This window comes from Noviherbaspirillum cavernae (genome assembly GCF_003590875.1).
Taxonomy (GTDB): Bacteria; Pseudomonadota; Gammaproteobacteria; order Burkholderiales; family Burkholderiaceae_D; genus Noviherbaspirillum; species Noviherbaspirillum cavernae.
Map to the genome: position 1 here is coordinate 44,723 of NZ_QYUN01000003.1, position 17,372 is coordinate 62,094.

The 17,372-nt window shown below is 61.0% G+C and carries 16 protein-coding genes and 2 pseudogenes; 6 read left to right on the forward strand and 12 right to left on the reverse strand.

Going from position 1 to position 17,372, the window contains the following annotated elements; genetic code table 11:
• Nucleotides 1–377 precede the first annotated feature (377 nt).
• The 5 genes and pseudogenes from D3870_RS18735 to D3870_RS22170 all read right to left on the reverse strand — a co-directional run bounded on the left by D3870_RS18735 (nt 378) and on the right by D3870_RS22170 (nt 4,049).
• On the reverse strand, nt 378–1,298 hold the full coding sequence (locus D3870_RS18735) for a DUF4394 domain-containing protein (protein WP_119742429.1): 921 nt from the start codon (nt 1,296–1,298) through the stop codon (nt 378–380).
• Nucleotides 1,299–1,585: 287 nt separating this feature from the next.
• Nucleotides 1,586–2,275: an anti-sigma factor gene (locus tag D3870_RS18740; RefSeq protein ID WP_158590513.1), complete on the reverse strand. Its 690-nt coding sequence runs from the start codon at nt 2,273–2,275 to the stop codon at nt 1,586–1,588.
• On the reverse strand, nt 2,272–2,817 hold the full coding sequence (locus D3870_RS18745; protein ID WP_119742433.1) for a sigma-70 family RNA polymerase sigma factor: 546 nt from the start codon (nt 2,815–2,817) through the stop codon (nt 2,272–2,274). Before D3870_RS18745 ends, D3870_RS18740 begins: the two co-directional genes overlap by 4 nt.
• Before the next feature lie 431 nt (nt 2,818–3,248).
• A pseudogene (locus D3870_RS22870) lies at nt 3,249–3,419 on the reverse strand (integrase); the annotation flags it as partial.
• Between the two features lie 249 nt (nt 3,420–3,668).
• A complete protein-coding gene (locus tag D3870_RS22170) occupies nt 3,669–4,049 on the reverse strand; it encodes a DUF2798 domain-containing protein (RefSeq protein ID WP_158590514.1) in 381 nt (126 codons plus the stop codon).
• Here D3870_RS22170 and D3870_RS18760 point away from each other — a divergent pair.
• The gene (locus D3870_RS18760; RefSeq protein ID WP_158590515.1) at nt 4,048–4,707 is read left to right on the forward strand and encodes a MarR family winged helix-turn-helix transcriptional regulator; all 660 of its coding nucleotides are present in this window, start codon (nt 4,048–4,050) and stop codon (nt 4,705–4,707) included. The two genes, D3870_RS22170 and D3870_RS18760, sit on opposite strands and share 2 nt — an antisense overlap.
• A gap of 629 nt (nt 4,708–5,336) precedes the next feature.
• Here the strand turns inward: D3870_RS18760 and D3870_RS18765 are convergent.
• Entirely contained in the window at nt 5,337–6,287 is a 951-nt protein-coding gene (locus D3870_RS18765) for an AraC family transcriptional regulator (RefSeq protein WP_119742437.1), read from the reverse strand.
• Between the two features lie 177 nt (nt 6,288–6,464).
• Here D3870_RS18765 and D3870_RS18770 point away from each other — a divergent pair, with 177 nt between their 5' ends.
• Nucleotides 6,465–7,793: a tetratricopeptide repeat protein gene (locus tag D3870_RS18770; protein ID WP_119742439.1), complete on the forward strand. Its 1,329-nt coding sequence runs from the start codon at nt 6,465–6,467 to the stop codon at nt 7,791–7,793.
• 336 nt (nt 7,794–8,129) lie between these two features.
• Here the strand turns inward: D3870_RS18770 and D3870_RS18775 are convergent.
• Nucleotides 8,130–8,769: pseudogene (locus tag D3870_RS18775) on the reverse strand (tyrosine-type recombinase/integrase).
• 243 nt (nt 8,770–9,012) lie between these two features.
• Here D3870_RS18775 and D3870_RS18780 point away from each other — a divergent pair.
• The 4 genes from D3870_RS18780 to D3870_RS18795 are packed head-to-tail and all read left to right on the forward strand — an operon-like array spanning nt 9,013 to nt 12,411.
• Nucleotides 9,013–10,242: a helix-turn-helix domain-containing protein gene (locus D3870_RS18780; RefSeq protein ID WP_119742441.1), complete on the forward strand. Its 1,230-nt coding sequence runs from the start codon at nt 9,013–9,015 to the stop codon at nt 10,240–10,242.
• 60 nt (nt 10,243–10,302) lie between these two features.
• Nucleotides 10,303–10,989 carry a Vgb family protein gene (locus tag D3870_RS18785; RefSeq protein ID WP_119742443.1) on the forward strand — a complete coding sequence of 229 codons (687 nt, stop codon included), beginning with the start codon at nt 10,303–10,305 and terminating at the stop codon, nt 10,987–10,989.
• Between the two features lie 26 nt (nt 10,990–11,015).
• Nucleotides 11,016–11,801 carry a DUF899 domain-containing protein gene (locus D3870_RS18790; RefSeq protein ID WP_119742445.1) on the forward strand — a complete coding sequence of 262 codons (786 nt, stop codon included), beginning with the start codon at nt 11,016–11,018 and terminating at the stop codon, nt 11,799–11,801.
• Between the two features lie 31 nt (nt 11,802–11,832).
• A complete protein-coding gene (locus D3870_RS18795; RefSeq protein ID WP_119742447.1) occupies nt 11,833–12,411 on the forward strand; it encodes a hypothetical protein in 579 nt (192 codons plus the stop codon).
• Between the two features lie 128 nt (nt 12,412–12,539).
• Here the strand turns inward: D3870_RS18795 and D3870_RS22175 are convergent, their stop codons facing one another.
• The 5 genes from D3870_RS22175 to D3870_RS18825 form a co-directional block, all read right to left on the reverse strand.
• Nucleotides 12,540–12,896 carry a hypothetical protein gene (locus tag D3870_RS22175; protein WP_147375865.1) on the reverse strand — a complete coding sequence of 119 codons (357 nt, stop codon included), beginning with the start codon at nt 12,894–12,896 and terminating at the stop codon, nt 12,540–12,542.
• 587 nt (nt 12,897–13,483) lie between these two features.
• Nucleotides 13,484–13,969 (reverse strand): LEA/WHy family protein, encoded by a 486-nt coding sequence (locus tag D3870_RS18810; protein ID WP_242490100.1) that lies wholly within the window; start codon nt 13,967–13,969, stop codon nt 13,484–13,486.
• Nucleotides 13,970–14,019: 50 nt separating this feature from the next.
• Nucleotides 14,020–15,201 carry an NAD(P)/FAD-dependent oxidoreductase gene (locus D3870_RS18815; protein WP_119743131.1) on the reverse strand — a complete coding sequence of 394 codons (1,182 nt, stop codon included), beginning with the start codon at nt 15,199–15,201 and terminating at the stop codon, nt 14,020–14,022.
• Between the two features lie 149 nt (nt 15,202–15,350).
• Complete coding sequence (locus D3870_RS18820) at nt 15,351–16,619, reverse strand: cyanate transporter (RefSeq protein ID WP_119742453.1); 1,269 nt, start codon at nt 16,617–16,619, stop codon at nt 15,351–15,353.
• Entirely contained in the window at nt 16,619–17,263 is a 645-nt protein-coding gene (locus D3870_RS18825) for an ankyrin repeat domain-containing protein (RefSeq protein ID WP_199710861.1), read from the reverse strand. Before D3870_RS18825 ends, D3870_RS18820 begins: the two co-directional genes overlap by 1 nt.
• Between the last annotated feature and the right edge of the window lie 109 nt (nt 17,264–17,372).

A 17,372-nucleotide genomic window follows, 5' to 3' on the forward strand; every position in this document is an offset into this window, starting at 1 on the left:
GCCTGGATCAGGCAAGATGTGGTCGAATGCAACCGGCGCAAAACGACCCAGTTAAGGCGGTCAGTCAGTCCCGATAAACGTCCGCTATGCAAACGAAAGCCGCCGGACTGTATCTCGATCGGCGTGCCGCACCCGGCCAAAATCAGACATCTGACGCGGTGACAAACCCCATAAATATGGGGTCGGGCCGCATGAGGTTGTTAAGTCCAATGCCTGAATCATCAGCGATTTCTTCGAGCGGCAGCGACTCCATCTGTTCGACCGGAATTTGCGTTACAAAACGCCGGCTGACCTCGCCGGCGTTTTCATCTGATTTTCAGATTCGCCCGACCCTGTCGAAAATTGAAGCTCCAATCCAGAGTTGTTTGCGGAGCTCCTTACAGTTGATTTAACGGGATTGCAATGCCGATCACTTTATTTTGGCTCGAGAAACTGCCTCGCGCCGACGCTTTCCCGGTCGACAGGTTGATGCTGTACAGGCCGCTGGCGCTGTCTGCTGCATGCAACGATGCGAGGCCTTGCACGTTTACGGTTACTCCATCTCGCACGGTACTGTAGATATCGAACCCGACTGATGCAGTGACATCTGCACCCAATTTTCCGGTTGCCGCCAGCGTGCCATCGTTCGGGGGCGATTGCAGGGCAATCTGGTCCAGATTGGTATCAAGAGCGTACAGCGTCGTCGCTGTTGTCGCGTCAAGATCATTGTTGGTGTATGCCGACCCGGTCACGCCCGATGCGTTTGGGCCAGTGGCGTTCACCGGGGTGGCGGGCGGATAGTCGAGCGGATCGTCTGTCAGCGTTACACCCCCTGCATTGACGTTATGGCGGAGGTTCTGGCCGCTATCGCTAACGATGCGCAGGCGGTCGGCAGCCGGATTGAAATCAACGCCGAAAGAAGTGCCATCGAGTGCCACGGTGAACTGGCTAACCTTCGTTGCTGCGGCGTTGCGCGTATCCAGCAGGTAGACGCCGCCGGTTTTGCTAACGCCATAGAGTTTTCCGTCTTGTACACGGTAATCGATGCCAACCAGCGTATCGCCTGCCATCAAGCCGCTCACAGCACCAATATCGCGCGCTTTATCCGGCTTGTTTTCGTCAAAGCAAATCAGACGCATATCTTCGGTGAGTCCCACAACACTAAGCGTACCGTAGCGGCGGCTGTCATCGCTTTCGCAGCGGGCATTATTATCATTGCCAGATTGGCCCTTGTTGCGATTGCGGTCGTCGGCAGACTGGACCGGAAATGTCGAGACAATCAAGACCGCCAGAGCGGACCAGCGTAGATATTTATTCATATATTTCTCCTTGATAACGTCCTCATTTCTAAAAGCAGAGAGAGCGAGTAGAGAGAACGTTATTGATTCAAGCAAATAGAATTGTTTAGCATCGTTAATGCGTGTGACACTCGAAAACCCTTGCCTTATAACCAGCGCAATTCGTCGGAGCAGTGATTGCCAAAGTGCAATCCCATTTCCCTTTGTCCGATAGAGGTACTACGCAGAAGTGCCGCGCTTAGATGCAGCGAATGATAAAAAAACCAGAAAATTAACCGAGAGGAATTATGTAATGCTGACCGTCTTGATTAGAGGCGTACAGCTTTTCCGACGGCAAGAATCGGCCCCGTGGGGCGATCGATTGGGGATCCGGCCTGAGGTTCCAAGGTAACTTCGAACAACTGGTTTTGACCCAGGCTTGGTAATCGATTGAGAGGAATGGTCGTAGGGCGGTCTGGAGAGACCAAGCCGAGCGAGGTTGGACCGGTAGCACCTTCTGCCTTGGTCCAGAATTGGAGTGATTTACCAGCGCCAACAGTTACCGGTGCCAATGGACGCAGATGCACAGCATCGGAGCTTATTTCCACCAGCCAGGCTGCGCCTTGGCTAGGCGCTTGAAGCACCGCCAGGTATTGCATTTCGCTTGGCTCCGGCTGCAAACTCACAAGGCGTATTGCCAGCACGATTGAAGCTGCGACACCAGCCAAGCCGCTCGCTCTCCAGAAAAACAGGTTGTTCCAAAAGCGGGTTGGTTGCCGGTCAATCGTCTTGCGAGGCAAGTCACGTTCAATGCGCTCCCAGGATCCGGCTGCAGGTTCAACGGCCATCGGTTCCGGGGCAACGTCCAGCAGGCGGTCATGCCACAAGGCGACGGCGACAGCCAGCTTGTGATTGCGCTCCAGTTCCCGTTCGAACTCGTCTATATCGGCAAGCGGCAGGACGCCTAGCACATACTCTCCGGCCAGCAAGTCCATCTCGCCTTGATCGATGAAGTTCATGACAGGCATTCCTTCAAAGCCATCAATCCGCGACGTGTCCAAGCCTTCACGGTGCCTAGCGGGCAAGCCAGGTGACGTGCGATTTGCGATTGCGAATAGCCATCGACGTAGGCCAGTAGTATGCAGGCGCGCTTCTGTTCGTCAAGAAGTTCCAGGCATCGATGGAGCGCGCCGGCCTCTCGCACCTTTGAATAGGCTTCCAATAGGCCCGGCCGATTGTCCGGTAAATTTTCCAGGTCGATGTCTGATTCTGACGCTTCACTGCGCTGGGCGCGTATCACATTGATTGCCTGATGGTGCACAACGCTATAAATCCAGCCTCGCGCTGATCCTAGCGCCGGATTGTAGGTTGCCGATTTCTGCCAGATCTGAAGAAAGGCTTCATGCAGTACTTCATCAGCCAACTCGCGCCGGTGAACAATGCGTAGCGCGACTCCTAGCAGCCAGCGCGATTCATGATCGTAGAGTCGACGCAATGCCGCCTGCTCGCCACGCGCGCACGCAAAAAGTTGTGCTTCGTAATCAAAGTCATGACTACGCATGTTGCGCTACATTTTATTGTTGATTTTCTCGATTAAACCACATCATTTTTCACGATGTAAGATATTTTCCGGCTTCGGATTCAGCACCATGAATACTCGCCGCCATTTCCAGAAACTGTTGATTTACACGATCATTTGCTCACGGTTCTGACCTGCCGGGGACGCAGTCACCTGCAGCAAAAACCGATACCGTGGATGCTTTTTGCGGAAAATGTTTGGGTCAATGTTTAGTGAAAAAGTTTGCTCATTTCACATGAAAATCAACACGCTTTGTGGAATGTTGTACGGCCGGTTTGGATCGAGACTGCCAATCATTGCGTGAAACCTGAACGTCCGGTAAACAGTCTGAAGCTGCCGGTGAGGCGGCGCTGCCTCACCGACAGAAATTCGCCGGCAAGCGCCTGTTTCCTTGGACGCTTGCCGGCGCATTGTCAGACTTCGACCTGTTCTGCGATTTCAGGCGCATCATCTACCTCAATGCCGAGGTATCTCACCGTACTCTCCAGCTTCGTATGGCCCGGCAGAAGCCGGACTGCGCGCAGGTTCCTGGTTTTCCGGTAGATGAGCGTCGCCTGTGTCCGGCGCATGCTATGGGTGCCATACGGCCCCGGAGTCGGTCAGACGAATTCCATGAGCGACTGCTTTCTGGATAGTCAACGGGGCCGATTGTCAGTCCGCGCACCATTGTCCCAAGCCACAGCATCAACGACCAAGGCTGCTGCGATAGCTGCATTCCATTGCCAATGCCTGCCCGGTGATCAGCAGTAGCCAAACCGCCGAAGGAAAGGCGTACTTCCGCCTGGCAAGGCCAGATACGGGACGACAAGCGGGGTCTTTCGCTTGCGGATGAATCAAGCTTGTGCAGACTTCGCCGCTTTACTCATCCGATCCAGTTTCGGTTTCATGTAAAAGGTCATAAACAATCCGATGAGTATCCCGGCTGGCAATGATCGGCTGAATGCAAGCCACCAGGATGGGCCGAATGTACTGCCCCATGGCGTATTGATCAATGTCACGACCAAAGCCAGCACACTCTCTATGATGAAAGCTGCCAGCAAAGCCACCACGAGCTTGCGCGCCACCCAATGCATTGAAGCGAACACTTTATCAACCACACGTTCCAGTGCACCGAGGCACATCAGAATCATGGGAAGTACCACCAGACTGGTGATGAAGCCTCGCCCCCATCTTGAGAGAAATTCGTCGCCGAACCCTACATTGGCCCATGTCATGACGGCGCTCAGCAGCAACGCGACAGAAGGCAGGAGGAGCACATGGGGAAGGGCTTGTCGCATCACGCGAAAAAAAGATTTGGGATTTGCGCTGGAACTCGGAGTTTGCATGGGTCATGAAATGGTTGACAATAGCAACAGTATAGTTTTTATCGTTGATAATGTCAACTACATGCGAACCATGACCCAAACAACCCGCCAGGATGCCGACCGCGCCTCCACCCTTTCCACCTTCGTGGCTTTCATGACCTTGTTCGGGAGCGCCCAACAGATCTTGAAAAAACGCATGGAGGATCAAGCAGAGCAAGGACTGGGACCGCTTCATTTGCGCGCCCTATGCTTGTGCCTGCGCAACCCGGGGGGTACGCAGCAGCAGGTGGTTCAATCCATGGGGCGGGACAAAGGACAGATCGCGCGGCTGGTGCGTGATCTGGAGGAGCGCCATTTTCTCGTCCGCAGCCCGGACGCACATGACCGGCGGGTTTGGCGATTGACGGTTACTCCTGAAGGCGAGGAGAAATGCCAATGGTTCACTGCCATCGAGGCTCAATTGGCAACGGACATGCTCGGCGGGCTAGGCGCCAAAGAGTGCGTGCAGCTGGAACAATTGTTGAACGAACTGCGAGGACGGATCAACGCGGTGGCCGAAGAAGAGTGAGTCGGTTTTCGCAGCAAGTCTTCAGTTTGCAGGCAATCGCCTCGCATCCCTATCGAATCGATGCTGGCTAATCCACTTTTGATTCGAGGTTGAATGTCTGGATTCCTCGCTTGGGCGAAAACGTCAGGTAGGGTGCGACCAATTCCACAAGCTGTAACACCCGCCTTCAGTCTTGTGCGACCGTTCAAGCCGTGGAGCCGTGAGACCGCGCCTGGTCGAACGCGGATTTGGCTGATACTGAAATCGTCGCCATTGCAGACCTTCGATCCGCTGATTTGAAAGTCGGCTTTGGCGCGACCAGTTCCGAATGTGCTACAGCCACTTCCAGTCTGAAGTGGTCGGTTGGCTGCCGCCACCTATCCGACGTATTACGACCCAAACCTGCCGTTTGCCTCTCTGTGCGCTCTACTGCAGCTAACAGAGTGAAGAGGTCATTCGGAAAACACGAAATTCCGGACACGCTCGCTTTACAGTTGCCTAACTCCGTACCTTGATACATTTGCACAAGAAATCGTACACCCTCTTGATGCATTCTACGCGTCGCATCATTTCTTCGGCCCGAGCAGAGCTTCGCGAGTCATCCTGACACTTTACGGTGTGGCATAAAGCGCCCAAACGTTCATATGCGTTCATGCGTGTTTGCGCCAAGCCGCCGGCGTGGTCCCAAAAGCCCGTTTGAACGCCCGGTTGAACGCGGCCTCCGATTCATAGCCGACGTCGCTGGCCAGTTGTGCCGTCGAGGCGGCGCTTTCGCGCAGCCGGATGGCGGCCAACTGCAACCGCCAATTGGTCAGATAGCGCATTGGCGGTACACCGATCAGGCTGGTGAAGCGGTCGGCGAACGCGGAGCGCGACAGCCCCACTTCGTGCGCCAGTTTCTCGGTCGTCCACGGGTGGGCGAAACGGGTGTGCAGCAACACGAGTGCCCGCCCAACCATGCGGTCGCGTAGGCCGGCGAGCCAGCCAGTCTGGCCTTCGGGCAGCGTAGCCAAGTAGCGTCGCACTCCGTCCACGAACAGCAGTTCGGCCAGCTTGCCAAGCACGGCGGACGAGCCGATGCCGCTGTGCGCGAATTCCTCGACGGCATGCCGAACCGAACTTTCTACCCACTCGCCGCCGGTGCCGTCGCGCACCCCGATCTTGAGTACCTCAGGCAGGGTGCTCAACAGCGGGTTGTGCGGGATGTCGCAGCCGAGATAGCCACACACGATGTGCGTCGGCTCGCCACCACCACCGTAGCGCAATGAAGCAGGCGCCCGGTCGGTCGGCGCCTGCACCTGATCATCTATGACTACGGGCCGGAGCCCCGGGGCGCTGCCCAGCACGTGCCCGTCATTGCGTGGCAAAAGCACGATCTCGCCGGCGCGGACTTCCAGGGCCGGCGCATCGGCGACGCGTATGAACAGGTGACCGGCGACGATGTAATGATAAGCAATGAGGTGCGCGGGCATCTTGCCCTGATCGCGGAATTCTTCCGGCCCGACCTGCGACACCACGCACCATGGCGCCGTGAATTCGGCATCCAGAAAGACACCGCCCGAGAAACGCACGGCGGCAAACACTTCGGAAAGGGCGTCCATGATCTCCTTCCTTTCACAAGTCTCGGCGTCTTGGGCAATCCTTCCGGCGCCATGGGCATTCCCCGTCAATTCAGAGCGGATTATCGTGGCATTGCGCGCTTGGACGGGCGCGTTGGTCCCGATACGACGCAGATTGACTGCAATTCGTTCCCATACTATGCCCATAGGAGAAACACCATGATCCAGTATGACGACCTGAACCTTGCCCATTCCGGTGCGGATGCCGATAGCCTGGCCCACTACTGGCGTGCGTTACGCCAGTTCCAGTGCTACATCGAAGACCCGGTGGCCAGCACCGATACAGCCATCGGCGTCCGTCCGGATTTTGTAATGGCCCACGTGCTCAAGGCCTACCTCCTTCTCCTCGGGACCGAGCCGGAGACCACCGCAATCGCCCGTGACTGCCATGCAACGGCGGCACGTCTATCGGCCAACGCACGCGAGCGCGGCCACATCGAGGCCATCGGCCAGTTGCTCGACGGGAAATGGCATCGCGCCGCCCGGGTACTCGAAGATGTCAGCATCGACAACCCGTGCGACGCGCTCGCGCTGCAAGCCGGGCATGTGATCGACTTCTACGTGGGCAATTCGCGCATGTTGCGAGACCGGATCGCCCGCGCCATGCCGGCGTGGTCGAAGACAATGCCTGGCTACCATGCAGTACTCGGCATGCACGCTTTTGGCCTTGAAGAATGTGCTGATTATGCCCGCGCCGAGGCCATGGGCCGCACAGCGGTCGAACTTGAGCCGCGCGACGGTTGGGCACAGCATGCGGTGGCGCACGTGATGGAAATGCAGTGCCGTCAGGCCGACGGAATCGCCTGGATGCGCGCCGACCCGGATGTCTGGTCGACCGACAGCTTCTTCAAGGTGCACCTGTGGTGGCATCTGGCGCTCTACCACCTCGAACTGGGTGAGATCGACGAGGTGCTGGCCTTGTTCGACGAACACATTTACGGTGATCAATCCCCCTTGGTACTGAACATGATCGATGCCTCTGCCATGTTGTGGCGCCTTCACCTACGCGGTATCGATGTCGGCCAGCGCTGGGAGGCGGTGGCCGACGGCTGGCGGCCATTTACCCGTGCCGGCAACTACGCCTTCAACGATGTGCACGCGGTGATGGCTTTCGTTGGTGCGCGGCGCGCTGATGCCGTCGAAGAGGTGCTCGATTCGCAGCAGGCGGTGATGCGCGGCGCTGGCGACAACGCAAGCTTCACCCGCGAGGTCGGTCATCCGCTGACGCTGGCGCTAAAGGCCTTCGGCGAGGAGCGCTACAACGAAGCGGTGCACCTGATCCGCCCGTTGCGCGAAATCGCCCACCGCTTCGGCGGCAGCCACGCCCAGCGCGATCTGCTTGACCTGACCCTGATCGAGGCTGCGCTGCGGGCTGGGCAGCGCAATCTGGCCGCGGCGCTGTGTGCCGAGCGCCTTGCCTTGCGTACGTACAGCCCGCTGACGCGGCAACTCTTCGCCCGCGTGGACCCGTTGCGCACTGCGGCCTGAAAGAGTTCAAACGGAGCTGCCTTTGCGGCAGCCTCCGTTTTTTTGTTGCCGGCCCGGGGATTGAAATCAAGGACTAACTCTTCGCCGACCTTCATTACCTGTGATAGTCACCAACTTGGTCAAGGCGGTCACTCAAAGCACATATTTCTTTCAGGTAATGGTCTGGATTGTGACCAGTGATGCGTAGCGCCTCAGTGTCGGCTTTGGCCGATCAGCAGGCGAGTGTCTTGATGGCGTCGCCGGCAGGAAACGGAGTGGAGCGGCCGTTCACATGACCGCTTTGAGTACCAAGTCAATGGCCGTTGATGGCCGGTAAGTGCCCGTTTTCGGGGACACCTACCGACCTGGACGTTGCGCATCCGTCCGCTCTGCGATCTCCAATGCATCATCAACTTCGCTGCCGAGGTATCGCACGGTATTTGCGAGCTGGGCATGGCCAGGCAAGAGCTGGACAGCACGCAGGTTCCTGGTTCGTCGATAGATCAGCGTCGGTTTTGTTCGCCGCATGGTATGCGTACCATGCGCGGCGGAATGCAGTCCAATAGACTCTACCCAGGACCCGACAATACGGGCGTCCTGTCGGGTCGACAGGTGCGGAGATGCTGTTATCCGACTGGGGAACAGATATTGGCTGGGGGTTGGATGTGCCTGTTCGATCCAGGCGGCGACCGAAGCTCGCGTTTGCTCCGTGATCTCAAACTGGACAGGCTGATGCGTCTTTTGCTGCATGACAATCGCTCTGAAAAAACGTGATTTCCTTGGGCAACATCCGTCACACGCAAACGAACGAGATCGCAACCAGGCAGCTTGCTGTCAATTGCAGAATCAAACAATGCGAGATTCCTCGTGTGGGGTGCAAGTTGTAGTCGGATACGAATGGCCCGGATTTCCTTCAGTTTCAAAGGCAGCTTCCGGCCAACCACTGTCCATTGTTCCAAGGCATCAGTGTGCCGAAAGTCATTTGGTTCGCATTCATGAGAGTCATCTTCAAAAACGAAGAATGGATTCTCGGTTTGTGCACACCACAAGGGACGACTACCTACCCGGGCCGCCGTCGCGCGATTTGGACTCGACTGCCAAACGCAGACGCTCAATGTCTCTATTGCGGGTGAAGCCGGGGCTGCATGTTCAACGCCGATCCGATCCCTGGCCGCGCCCACCAGCGCACGGAAAGTTGCAAGCGCGGCGCTGCATCAACGCGACGGTGTAGGCTATCGTCATGGACTCCCTGATTACCGCCTCCGCACGCGCGCTTGCCGCCGGCGACGCGCTCGGCGCGCTCAAGCGGGTCGCCCTGCGCGACGACCCGCCGGCGCTGGCCCTGCGCGGCATCGCCATGGCCCAGCTCGGCGAGCATCCGCGCGCCCGCGAACTCTTGCGGCGCGCCGCCCGTGGCTTCGGCGCTCACGAGGAGCTGGCGCGCGCTCGCTGCGTCGTTGCGGAGGCCGAGGTGGCGCTGGCCATGCGCGATCTCGGCGGCTCTCTTCATTCCCTGCGCGCGCTGGCGGCAGCCTCGGCCACGCTCGAGGCGCATGGCGATCGCGCCAACGCGCTGCAGGCGCGGCTCATCGCGGCGCGCCGGCTCTTGCTGCTCGGTCGCCTCGACGAGGCCGCGGCTGCGCTGGCGCGGCTCGATGCGAGTGGCCTGCCGCCATCGCTGGTGGCGGTGGCCGAACTGACTGCGGCCGAGCTCGCGCTGCGCTCGCTGCATATCGGCGCGGCGCGCAACGCGCTCGCACGTGCGCACGATGCGGCCGATCGCGCATGCGTGCCGGCGCTCCTGGCCGAGGTGGCGGAGGCGCGGGCCGCGCTCGATCGTCCCGCCGCCCGACGTCTCGTCGCCGGCGGCGAGCAGGCGCTGCGCCTCGATGAGGTCGCAGCGCTCCTGGCCTCGGACGCGCTGGTGGTCGACGCCTGCCGTCGCGGGCTGGGCGTTGGCACCGCGTGGCGGCCGCTGGCGCGCCGACCGGTGCTGTTCGCGTTGGCGCGCGCGCTCGCCGAGGCGTGGCCTGGCGATGTAGATCGGGAAGCCTTGATCGCGTGCGCATTCCGCACCCGACATCCCAACGAGTCGCATCGGGCGCGCCTGCGGGTCGAGATCGGCCGTCTGCGCGCGCTCGTCACAACGCTGGCGCACATCGAGGCCACTGCGGGAGGCTTCATTCTCAGGCCGTGCGGCGAGTGTGCCGTCGTCGTGCTGGAGCCGCCCATCGACGGCGATCAGGCATCGCTGGTGGCGCTGCTTTCCGATGGCGCGGCCTGGTCGACCTCGGCTCTGGCGCTTGCCCTGGGGGCAAGTCAGCGCACCGTCCAGCGCGCGCTCGTCGAGCTTGAGGCCGCTGGACGGGCGCGCTCGATCGGGCGGGCGCGGTCGCGTCGCTGGCTGTCGCCGCCGTTGGCAGGATTCACGACGATCTTGTTACTCCCCGCTGCGCTCCCGATTGGTTAGAGTTGTCTTGCGGCGCCAATCCAGGGCGCACAAGGCGAGGCAAACCACAAGGAGCCAGTGATGACAGGCAAGACAAGCAAAGACAGACCCCAGGCAAGGGCGGCGCGTGAAGCGGAAATCGTGCGCGAGTACGGCCCCTTCCCCGGTGCCGACCGGATACATGGCATTACCCACGATGGCCAGCGTGTGTGGGCCGCGACCGGCGCCAGGCTGGTCGCCTTCGATCCCGAAAGCGGCGAGCCCACGCGGACGCTCGACCGCGCCTGCGACGCCGGCACCGCCTTCGACGGCAAGTACCTCTATCAGATTGCCGAGACCCGCATCGACAAGATCGATCCCGTCACCGGCGACGTGCTGGCATCGATCCCGGCGCCCGGCAGTGGGAGCGACTCGGGACTCGCCTGGGCCGAGGGCAGTCTGTGGGTCGGTCAGTACCGCGATCGCAAGATCCACCAGATCGATCCGGCGACTGGCGCTGTCATCCGCAGCATCGAATCCAACCGCTTCGTCACCGGCGTGACCTGGGTCGACGGCGAGTTGTGGCACGGCACCTGGGAAGGGGGCGACAGCGACATCCGCCGAATCGATCCGCAGAGCGGCACCGTGCTCGAGCGGATCGAGATGCCGCACGGCACCGGCGTCAGCGGACTCGAGTCCGACGGCGCGGATCTCTTTTATTGCGGCGGCGGAGCGAGCGGAAAGGTCCGCGCCGTGAAGCGTCCGAAAGGCGCATCGACGAAACGCTAACGGCTCTTCGAGCCAAGGAGTACACCATGAACACCCCCACTTCCGAAGTGAGCGCCGTCAACCATCCTGTCGTGTCGAGTGAGCGATGGGTGAGCGAGCGCAAGGCGCTGCTGGCGCGCGAAAAGGAGCTGATGCGCCTGCATGACCAGATTGCCCGCGAGCGCCGCGCGCTGCCGTGGGAGCGCGTCGAGAAGGACTATGTCTTCGACGCACCGGAGGGCCGGCGCACACTCTCCGACCTGTTCGAAGGCCGCCGCCAACTGCTGGTGCAGCACTTCATGTTCGGCCCGGGTTGGGAGCAGGGTTGCCCGAGCTGCTCTTTCATGGCGGACCACACCGACGGCATGAACGTGCATCTGGAGCATCGCGACATCACACTCGTGGCCATTTCGCGCGCACCGCTGGCCGACATCGAGCGATTTCGCCGGCGCATGGGCTGGCAGTTCAGGTGGGTGTCCTCGCATGACAGCGATTTCAACCACGACTTCTGCGTCAGCTTCACGCCGGAAGAACAGGCCAAGGGCGAGGTCTGCTACAACTATGACATGCGGCCCTTCCCGAGCGAAGAGGCGCCCGGCATCAGCGTGTTCTACAAGGACAAGGACGGTGAGGGCGAAGTCTTCCACACCTACTCGACCTATGGCCGCGGCGTGGAGGTCATGATGGGCGCGTACAAGCTGATGGACCTCACGCCCAGGGGCCGCGACGAGAACGACGTGCCGAACAAAATGGAGTGGGTGCGCCACCACGACCGCTACGAGCCGGCGCCGGCGGCCGGTTCGTGCTGTCATTCACGCGACATGCATTCCTGAAGCGCGAGCGGCCTGAACGGGTGAGTACATCATGTCGAGTTTCTGGCCATGGCTGGCGGTCGCAGGGGTCGGCGCACTTCACGGGCTGAACCCTGCCACCGGTTGGATGTTTGCCGCTGCCTGGGGCGTGCGTTCGCGCGATCGGGCGCAGGCGTTGCGGGCCTTGGTGCCGATCGCGGTCGGGCATGCCGCATCGATCACGCTCGTGGCCGCCGCGATGGCATTCGGCCTGTCGATGGATCGCGGAGTGCTGCAAATTCTGGCAGGCGGGTTGCTCCTCGTCGTCGCGATGATTCACCTGTCAGGCCGCACACCCAAGGGGGCGCGCGCGCCGGCCGGGCACGCCGGTCTGGCGCTCTGGTCCTTCATGATGTCCACCGCGCACGGTGCCGGATTGATGCTGGTGCCGGCACTGATTCCGCTTTGCATGGGAAACGTCCCGGCCCGCGAGATCACCACATCGGACTCGCTGACGCTGGCGCTGGCGGCTGTGGGAGTTCACACCGCGGCGATGCTCGCCGTTACCGGCGTGATCGCCACCGGGGTATGCCGCAGCCTTGATGCCGGCATCCGTTTGCTTCGAGGCCACGCCCAACGAGAATGCGGGTGATGACTGCCGGCGGCCCGCGCATCGAGAGCGGGCAAGGGCGCGCATCATTCGAGCCGGACGGCAAGCAGCGCCTCGAGTCGATGTGATAACCAGTCCCCGAGGGCCGAGCCGTACAACATTCGCTGCTGCTACGGCGACATGATCGTGAAGCCATTGCCATCCGGGATGAGAGATACCGGCTGGCCGACTGTGAACGGTCCGGCCGCTTGCTTGATGGCATATCTGCCTTGCGTGCCATCAGCAAATTGCACGGTGATGATGGGCGGCGCACTGCTGGCCGTCGTCACCACTGCACTGCTGCCGGAGCTTGATGTCACCGCCGATTGGTTGATGACAGCAACGTTTTCGATGGCGGACACTTGCCCTTTTTGGATGTTCTTCGGGGCGGATGCGACTGTTGGCGATGGCGCTTTTGACGCACACCCGGCCATCACAATGGCGCCAAGGACACAGATGGCGAGGGATTTATTTGCTGGGACGTTCATGATGTTCTCCTTTTTGGTCGGCCAACGCTGAATTCACTCTTGTCATCAATGCGTTTCTGATGCAGATGTGTGACGTCAACGATGTGCCTAAGTTCATCACGGCAAAGCCCGGCACCGTTTGATTCGGATCAGTGCATCGAACCGGATGGCTGGTGCCGGTACTGTCCCGGCGTTCTGCGGCCGGAGATCAAAGAATCCCGCGTTCCCGATACAGTGCATTCTCTTCGACGCGTCGATCACAGAGGCGCGCAAGATCAATCGTCTCGAAACGCCTCGCCGTGATCAGTTCCGCAATGCCGCTGGAGTTGCTCAGGTCGACACGAAAGTGATGCGGCATGATCTGCATTAAAGGCGATAGCGTGCGATAGGTTCAAGATACTTCGTTGACTGCCTGAGAATTCCAATCGTCATGGTCGGGAGGAAATGCAGTGGATCGGCGCACTCTTCTGGCAGGTGCCGCAGCGTTTGCCGCAGGCTTGGCGACGGTTCTCCACAGGGCGGAGAACCGCTTCGGCGTCATGCACGAGCTGATCGACCCGCTCGCGGAGTTCGACTGCACGAGGGGCAGGAACGAAACCGCGGCCGACTCACTTGCCGCTCTCGAAGATTTCTGAGGGCAACGTAAACTCCCCGGACGACTTGAATTGCAGACTATTGAACGCGGGTCCGGCGAGTTTTCCGGTCATCTCGTACGCAAGCTTCCCACGGTATTCGTTGGTCACGACGCCCATGACCTGACGCGCGATGCGGAATACCGAAATGCTTACCGGAACGGCAACGATGGTCTCGCCAAAGCGCGGCACGCTGCCACCGGCGTCGCTCACGCCAGTAGCGAAGCGCTTGCCTTGCACATCCATCACGACTGACACACCGTTGAAGTCCAGCGGTACATCATTCGGATTTTGAATGCGCAGCTTGACCAGCATTCGCAACTCCAATCCCTCACCTTGAAGCGGCTCGACGCCCACCATGATGACTTCAATCGGTTCGTGACGCTGAAGACTGGCACAGCCACCAAATAGAAGCATTCCGAAGACAAGGAGTAGGAGCAGCGCGTTCCGAGCAATTGACATGACAATCTCCGTCGCGATTGGCAGGTGTTCGAGAAGGTGTTCGTGCCTCGTTAGAGAATGCCACGCTCACGATACGGCACGTTCTCTTCCACACGGCGATAGCCGAAGCGCGCAAGATCAATCGTCTCGAAACGTCCCGCCGTGATCAGTTCCGCGATGCCGCGCCCGGCTGCCGGCGCATGCATCATGCCGTGCCCGGAAAATCCGCTCACAACGTAAAAGTTCTCCAGCCGGCCCTGCCAGTTGCCGATGATCGGATTGCCGTCGAGTTCGCATTGCTCGTACAGGCCGGACCAGGTGCGATGGCATTTGACGCCTTCGAAGGCGGCGGGGAAGCGGTGCGCCAGCGCGGGCCAGACGACGCGCTCGAAGTAGTCGTGGTCGACGTCGAAGTTGAAGCCGCGCGGCTCGTCGGAATTCACGAGGCCGCCGGAGTAGCCTTGTCCCTCGGGACGGAAGGCGAGGCGGGCGAGGTCTTTCACATACGGCAGAGGCTCGATCTTGCGATGGCCGGTGAAGTAGTGTTCGAAGCGGCGCAAGGGGCTGATCGGCAGCGGCATGCCGGCCATCGCGCTGATGCCGCTCGACCACGCGCCGGCGGCGTTGACGAAGGTCTCGGCCGACAGCGTGCGGCCTGATTCCAGCGACGCGCTCCTGACCGCTGTCTTGTCATGCGCAAGCGACACGACCTTGTCGCGAATGGTTTCGACGCCGAGCGACTTCGCCTTCTTGCGCATGCCTTGCAGAAAGCTGTTCGGATCGCACCAGCCATCGCCCGGAGACCATGCGCCGCCCGCGAGGTCGTCGACGAACATCGACGGGAATTGCTGGCGCAATCCATCGCGGTCGAGCAGGCGGATTTCCGCGCCGAGTGCGGTTTGCGTCTTCGCGTTGTCTTCCAGCATCGGCATGTTCGCGTCATTGACGATGAACAGATAGCCTTGCTCGATCCAGCCGATGTGCGCGGGCTCGCTGTCGATTGCCATGTCTTGCGGAAAGCGTTTGATGAAGTCGATGCTGAAGTTCGACATCTCGATGTTTTCCGGGCAGGAAAACAGGCGACGCGCGCCGCCGGAAGCGCGCAGCGTGGAGGCGAATTCGTAGGTCGGATCGGGCTCGATGACCGCCACTTCCAGCGCCGGGTCGCGCTGCTTGAGGAAGTACGCCACGCTGGAGCCCATGATCGCACCGCCGATGATGACGACGTCGAAACGGTTTCGGGAAGTGTTCATCGCCTCCTCCTTGCTCGTATCCGCTGCGGACCGGGACGGCACGGCGGGGTCCTGCGAGTGTCGCAGATTCACACCGGGCTGTCTTGCCGACATCCGGGATGCAACGAAAGGTGCGACGCGATTGTCGATTTACGTCAAGCTGGCGACCTTCACTCCATCCCGTGCATGGTGCTTTGGTACGTTGCCGGATTGAAGCGCAGCGTGATGCACAGCAGTGCCACTACCGAGCAGGCGAGCATGATCCATGCGGCAACGAAGCTGCCGGTGAGGTCGCGAATGAATCCCGTCACGATCGGGCCGGCGGCGGAGATGAGATAGCCGATGGCCTGCACGAATGCGGCCAGCGCGCCGGCCCTGCGAGGGTCTTTCAGATGGTCGAGCGCGAGGATCAGGCACAGCGCGAAGAGGCCGCCCAGGCCGAAGCCGAGCACCGATACCCAGACGAACGCGAAGCGGTCCGCGCCGGCGATCAATCCGGCGAAGCCCGCGAACTGCGCCAGGAAGCCGGCCGCCAGCCAGGGGCGGCGGTCGGTGCCTCTCGCGGCGAGCAGCGGCAGGACGATGCTCGCGACCATCTGTGCCGCGGTCATCGCGCCCAGCAGCGCGCCGCTGCTCTGCATGCTCCAGCCGCGCTCGACATAGAACGGCGGCAGCCATGCAATGAGGCTGGTGTAGGCGCAATTCATCCAGCCGAAATAGATCGCGAGCAACCATGCGCGGGCATTCCTGTACATGGGCCGCATCGGCCTCGGGTTCGCGGTGGCGCTGCCTGTGCCGACTTTGCCGAAGGGCGGCATGGGAACGCGCACGGCGGTCCACAGCAGCAGCGTGAACGCGGCCGGTATCGCCCACATGCCGAGGCCGAGATGCCAGTCGCCCGATAGTTGCGCGCTCCACGGGCCGACAATTGCGCCCAGCAAGCCGCCGCCCATCATCGCGGCGGAATACAGCCCCATCACGGCGGATATGCGCGTCGCATGGTTGTGCTTGATCACGCCCGGAATCAGGGCTTGGATCAGCGCGATGCCGACACCCGCCAGCGCGGCGCTGAAGACGAGCGTGGCGGCACTGCCGGCGAACCAGCGGCAGGCACACGCGATGGCGATCGCGAGCAGGCCCGCCGATATGCCATGGCGGTCGCCGATCCGGCTGCCGATCCGGGCACCGGCCAGACCGACGATGCCCATCGCCACCATCGGCAGCACCGTCAGCATCGAGGCTGTCTGAAAGCCCATGCCGGTGGCGCTGCGGATATCGGGCAGCAGCGGACTGACCGAGGTCAGCAGCGGCCGCAGATTCAGGCTCACAAGCACCAGAAGCAGCAGCCAGACGCCGCTGCGCTCGACTGTCCGCTGCGCGAACTTTCGAGCGGACGCCGGAGCCGCGAGCGTGTCCCCGCCGGGTGCGGACAAGGCCATCAACGCGCTCCCGCGTTGATCAGCATTTGCGCGATGTCGTGATAGCCGCGCTGGCGCGCGTGCTGCAGCGGCGTGACGCCATCCTTGTCGGCGAGAGCAGGATTGGCACCGGCGTCGAGCAGCATGCGGACGATCTTCGTCTGCGCATCGCCGCGCGTGCCGAGAATGATCGCTTCCAGCAGGCCGGTCCAGCCGAGGTTGTTGACATGATCGACTTTGACTCCGGCCGCGATCAGGGTGCGCACGGTTTCCACGTGTCCACGTTCGCAGGCCGGGATCAGTGCCGTGCCGCCGTAGCGGTTGGTGCTTTTCAGATCGGCACCATGCGCTAGCGTCAGACGCAGGATGCCGAGATAGCCACGCGCGCCGGCCAGCAGGTAGGCGCTGTCGCGCTGCCTGTCCTGCGCGTTGACGTCGGCGCCGGCCTTGATCAGCGCCTCGGCGACGGCTTCGTGATTGTGCTGCGTCGCTGCCAGCAGGGCCGTGCGGCCGCTCCGGTCGCGCGCCTCGATGTCGCGGCCTGCGCGCAGCAGACCTTGCACGGTCGGCAGGTCACCCTGTTCTGCGGCTTGAATCAGTTCCTGGTCCATTGCGGGAGTGCTTGCATGAGTGAAAGAGGGAAGGACAAACAGCAGAGTCAGCATCAATGTGCCGAACTGCCGGGCAAGGCGGGTGGAGAAGTCCATGGATATGCTGTCTGGCATGTTGTCGGTTGGGTACAGGATAGGCGGGATTCCTTCGATTGTGAAATTA

Coding starts and splice junctions, on each gene's coding strand:
- D3870_RS18735 (WP_119742429.1), bottom strand. CDS start 1,298: ATGAATAAATATCTACGCTGGTCCGCTCTGGCGGTCTTGATTGTCTCG.
- D3870_RS18740 (WP_158590513.1), bottom strand. CDS start 2,275: ATGAACTTCATCGATCAAGGCGAGATGGACTTGCTGGCCGGAGAGTAT.
- D3870_RS18745 (WP_119742433.1), bottom strand. CDS start 2,817: ATGCGTAGTCATGACTTTGATTACGAAGCACAACTTTTTGCGTGCGCG.
- D3870_RS18760 (WP_158590515.1), top strand. CDS start 4,048: ATGACGGCGCTCAGCAGCAACGCGACAGAAGGCAGGAGGAGCACATGG.
- D3870_RS22170 (WP_158590514.1), bottom strand. CDS start 4,049: ATGACATGGGCCAATGTAGGGTTCGGCGACGAATTTCTCTCAAGATGG.
- D3870_RS18765 (WP_119742437.1), bottom strand. CDS start 6,287: ATGGACGCCCTTTCCGAAGTGTTTGCCGCCGTGCGTTTCTCGGGCGGT.
- D3870_RS18770 (WP_119742439.1), top strand. CDS start 6,465: ATGATCCAGTATGACGACCTGAACCTTGCCCATTCCGGTGCGGATGCC.
- D3870_RS18780 (WP_119742441.1), top strand. CDS start 9,013: ATGGACTCCCTGATTACCGCCTCCGCACGCGCGCTTGCCGCCGGCGAC.
- D3870_RS18785 (WP_119742443.1), top strand. CDS start 10,303: ATGACAGGCAAGACAAGCAAAGACAGACCCCAGGCAAGGGCGGCGCGT.
- D3870_RS18790 (WP_119742445.1), top strand. CDS start 11,016: ATGAACACCCCCACTTCCGAAGTGAGCGCCGTCAACCATCCTGTCGTG.
- D3870_RS18795 (WP_119742447.1), top strand. CDS start 11,833: ATGTCGAGTTTCTGGCCATGGCTGGCGGTCGCAGGGGTCGGCGCACTT.
- D3870_RS22175 (WP_147375865.1), bottom strand. CDS start 12,896: ATGAACGTCCCAGCAAATAAATCCCTCGCCATCTGTGTCCTTGGCGCC.
- D3870_RS18810 (WP_242490100.1), bottom strand. CDS start 13,969: ATGTCAATTGCTCGGAACGCGCTGCTCCTACTCCTTGTCTTCGGAATG.
- D3870_RS18815 (WP_119743131.1), bottom strand. CDS start 15,201: ATGAACACTTCCCGAAACCGTTTCGACGTCGTCATCATCGGCGGTGCG.
- D3870_RS18820 (WP_119742453.1), bottom strand. CDS start 16,619: ATGGCCTTGTCCGCACCCGGCGGGGACACGCTCGCGGCTCCGGCGTCC.
- D3870_RS18825 (WP_199710861.1), bottom strand. CDS start 17,263: ATGCTGACTCTGCTGTTTGTCCTTCCCTCTTTCACTCATGCAAGCACT.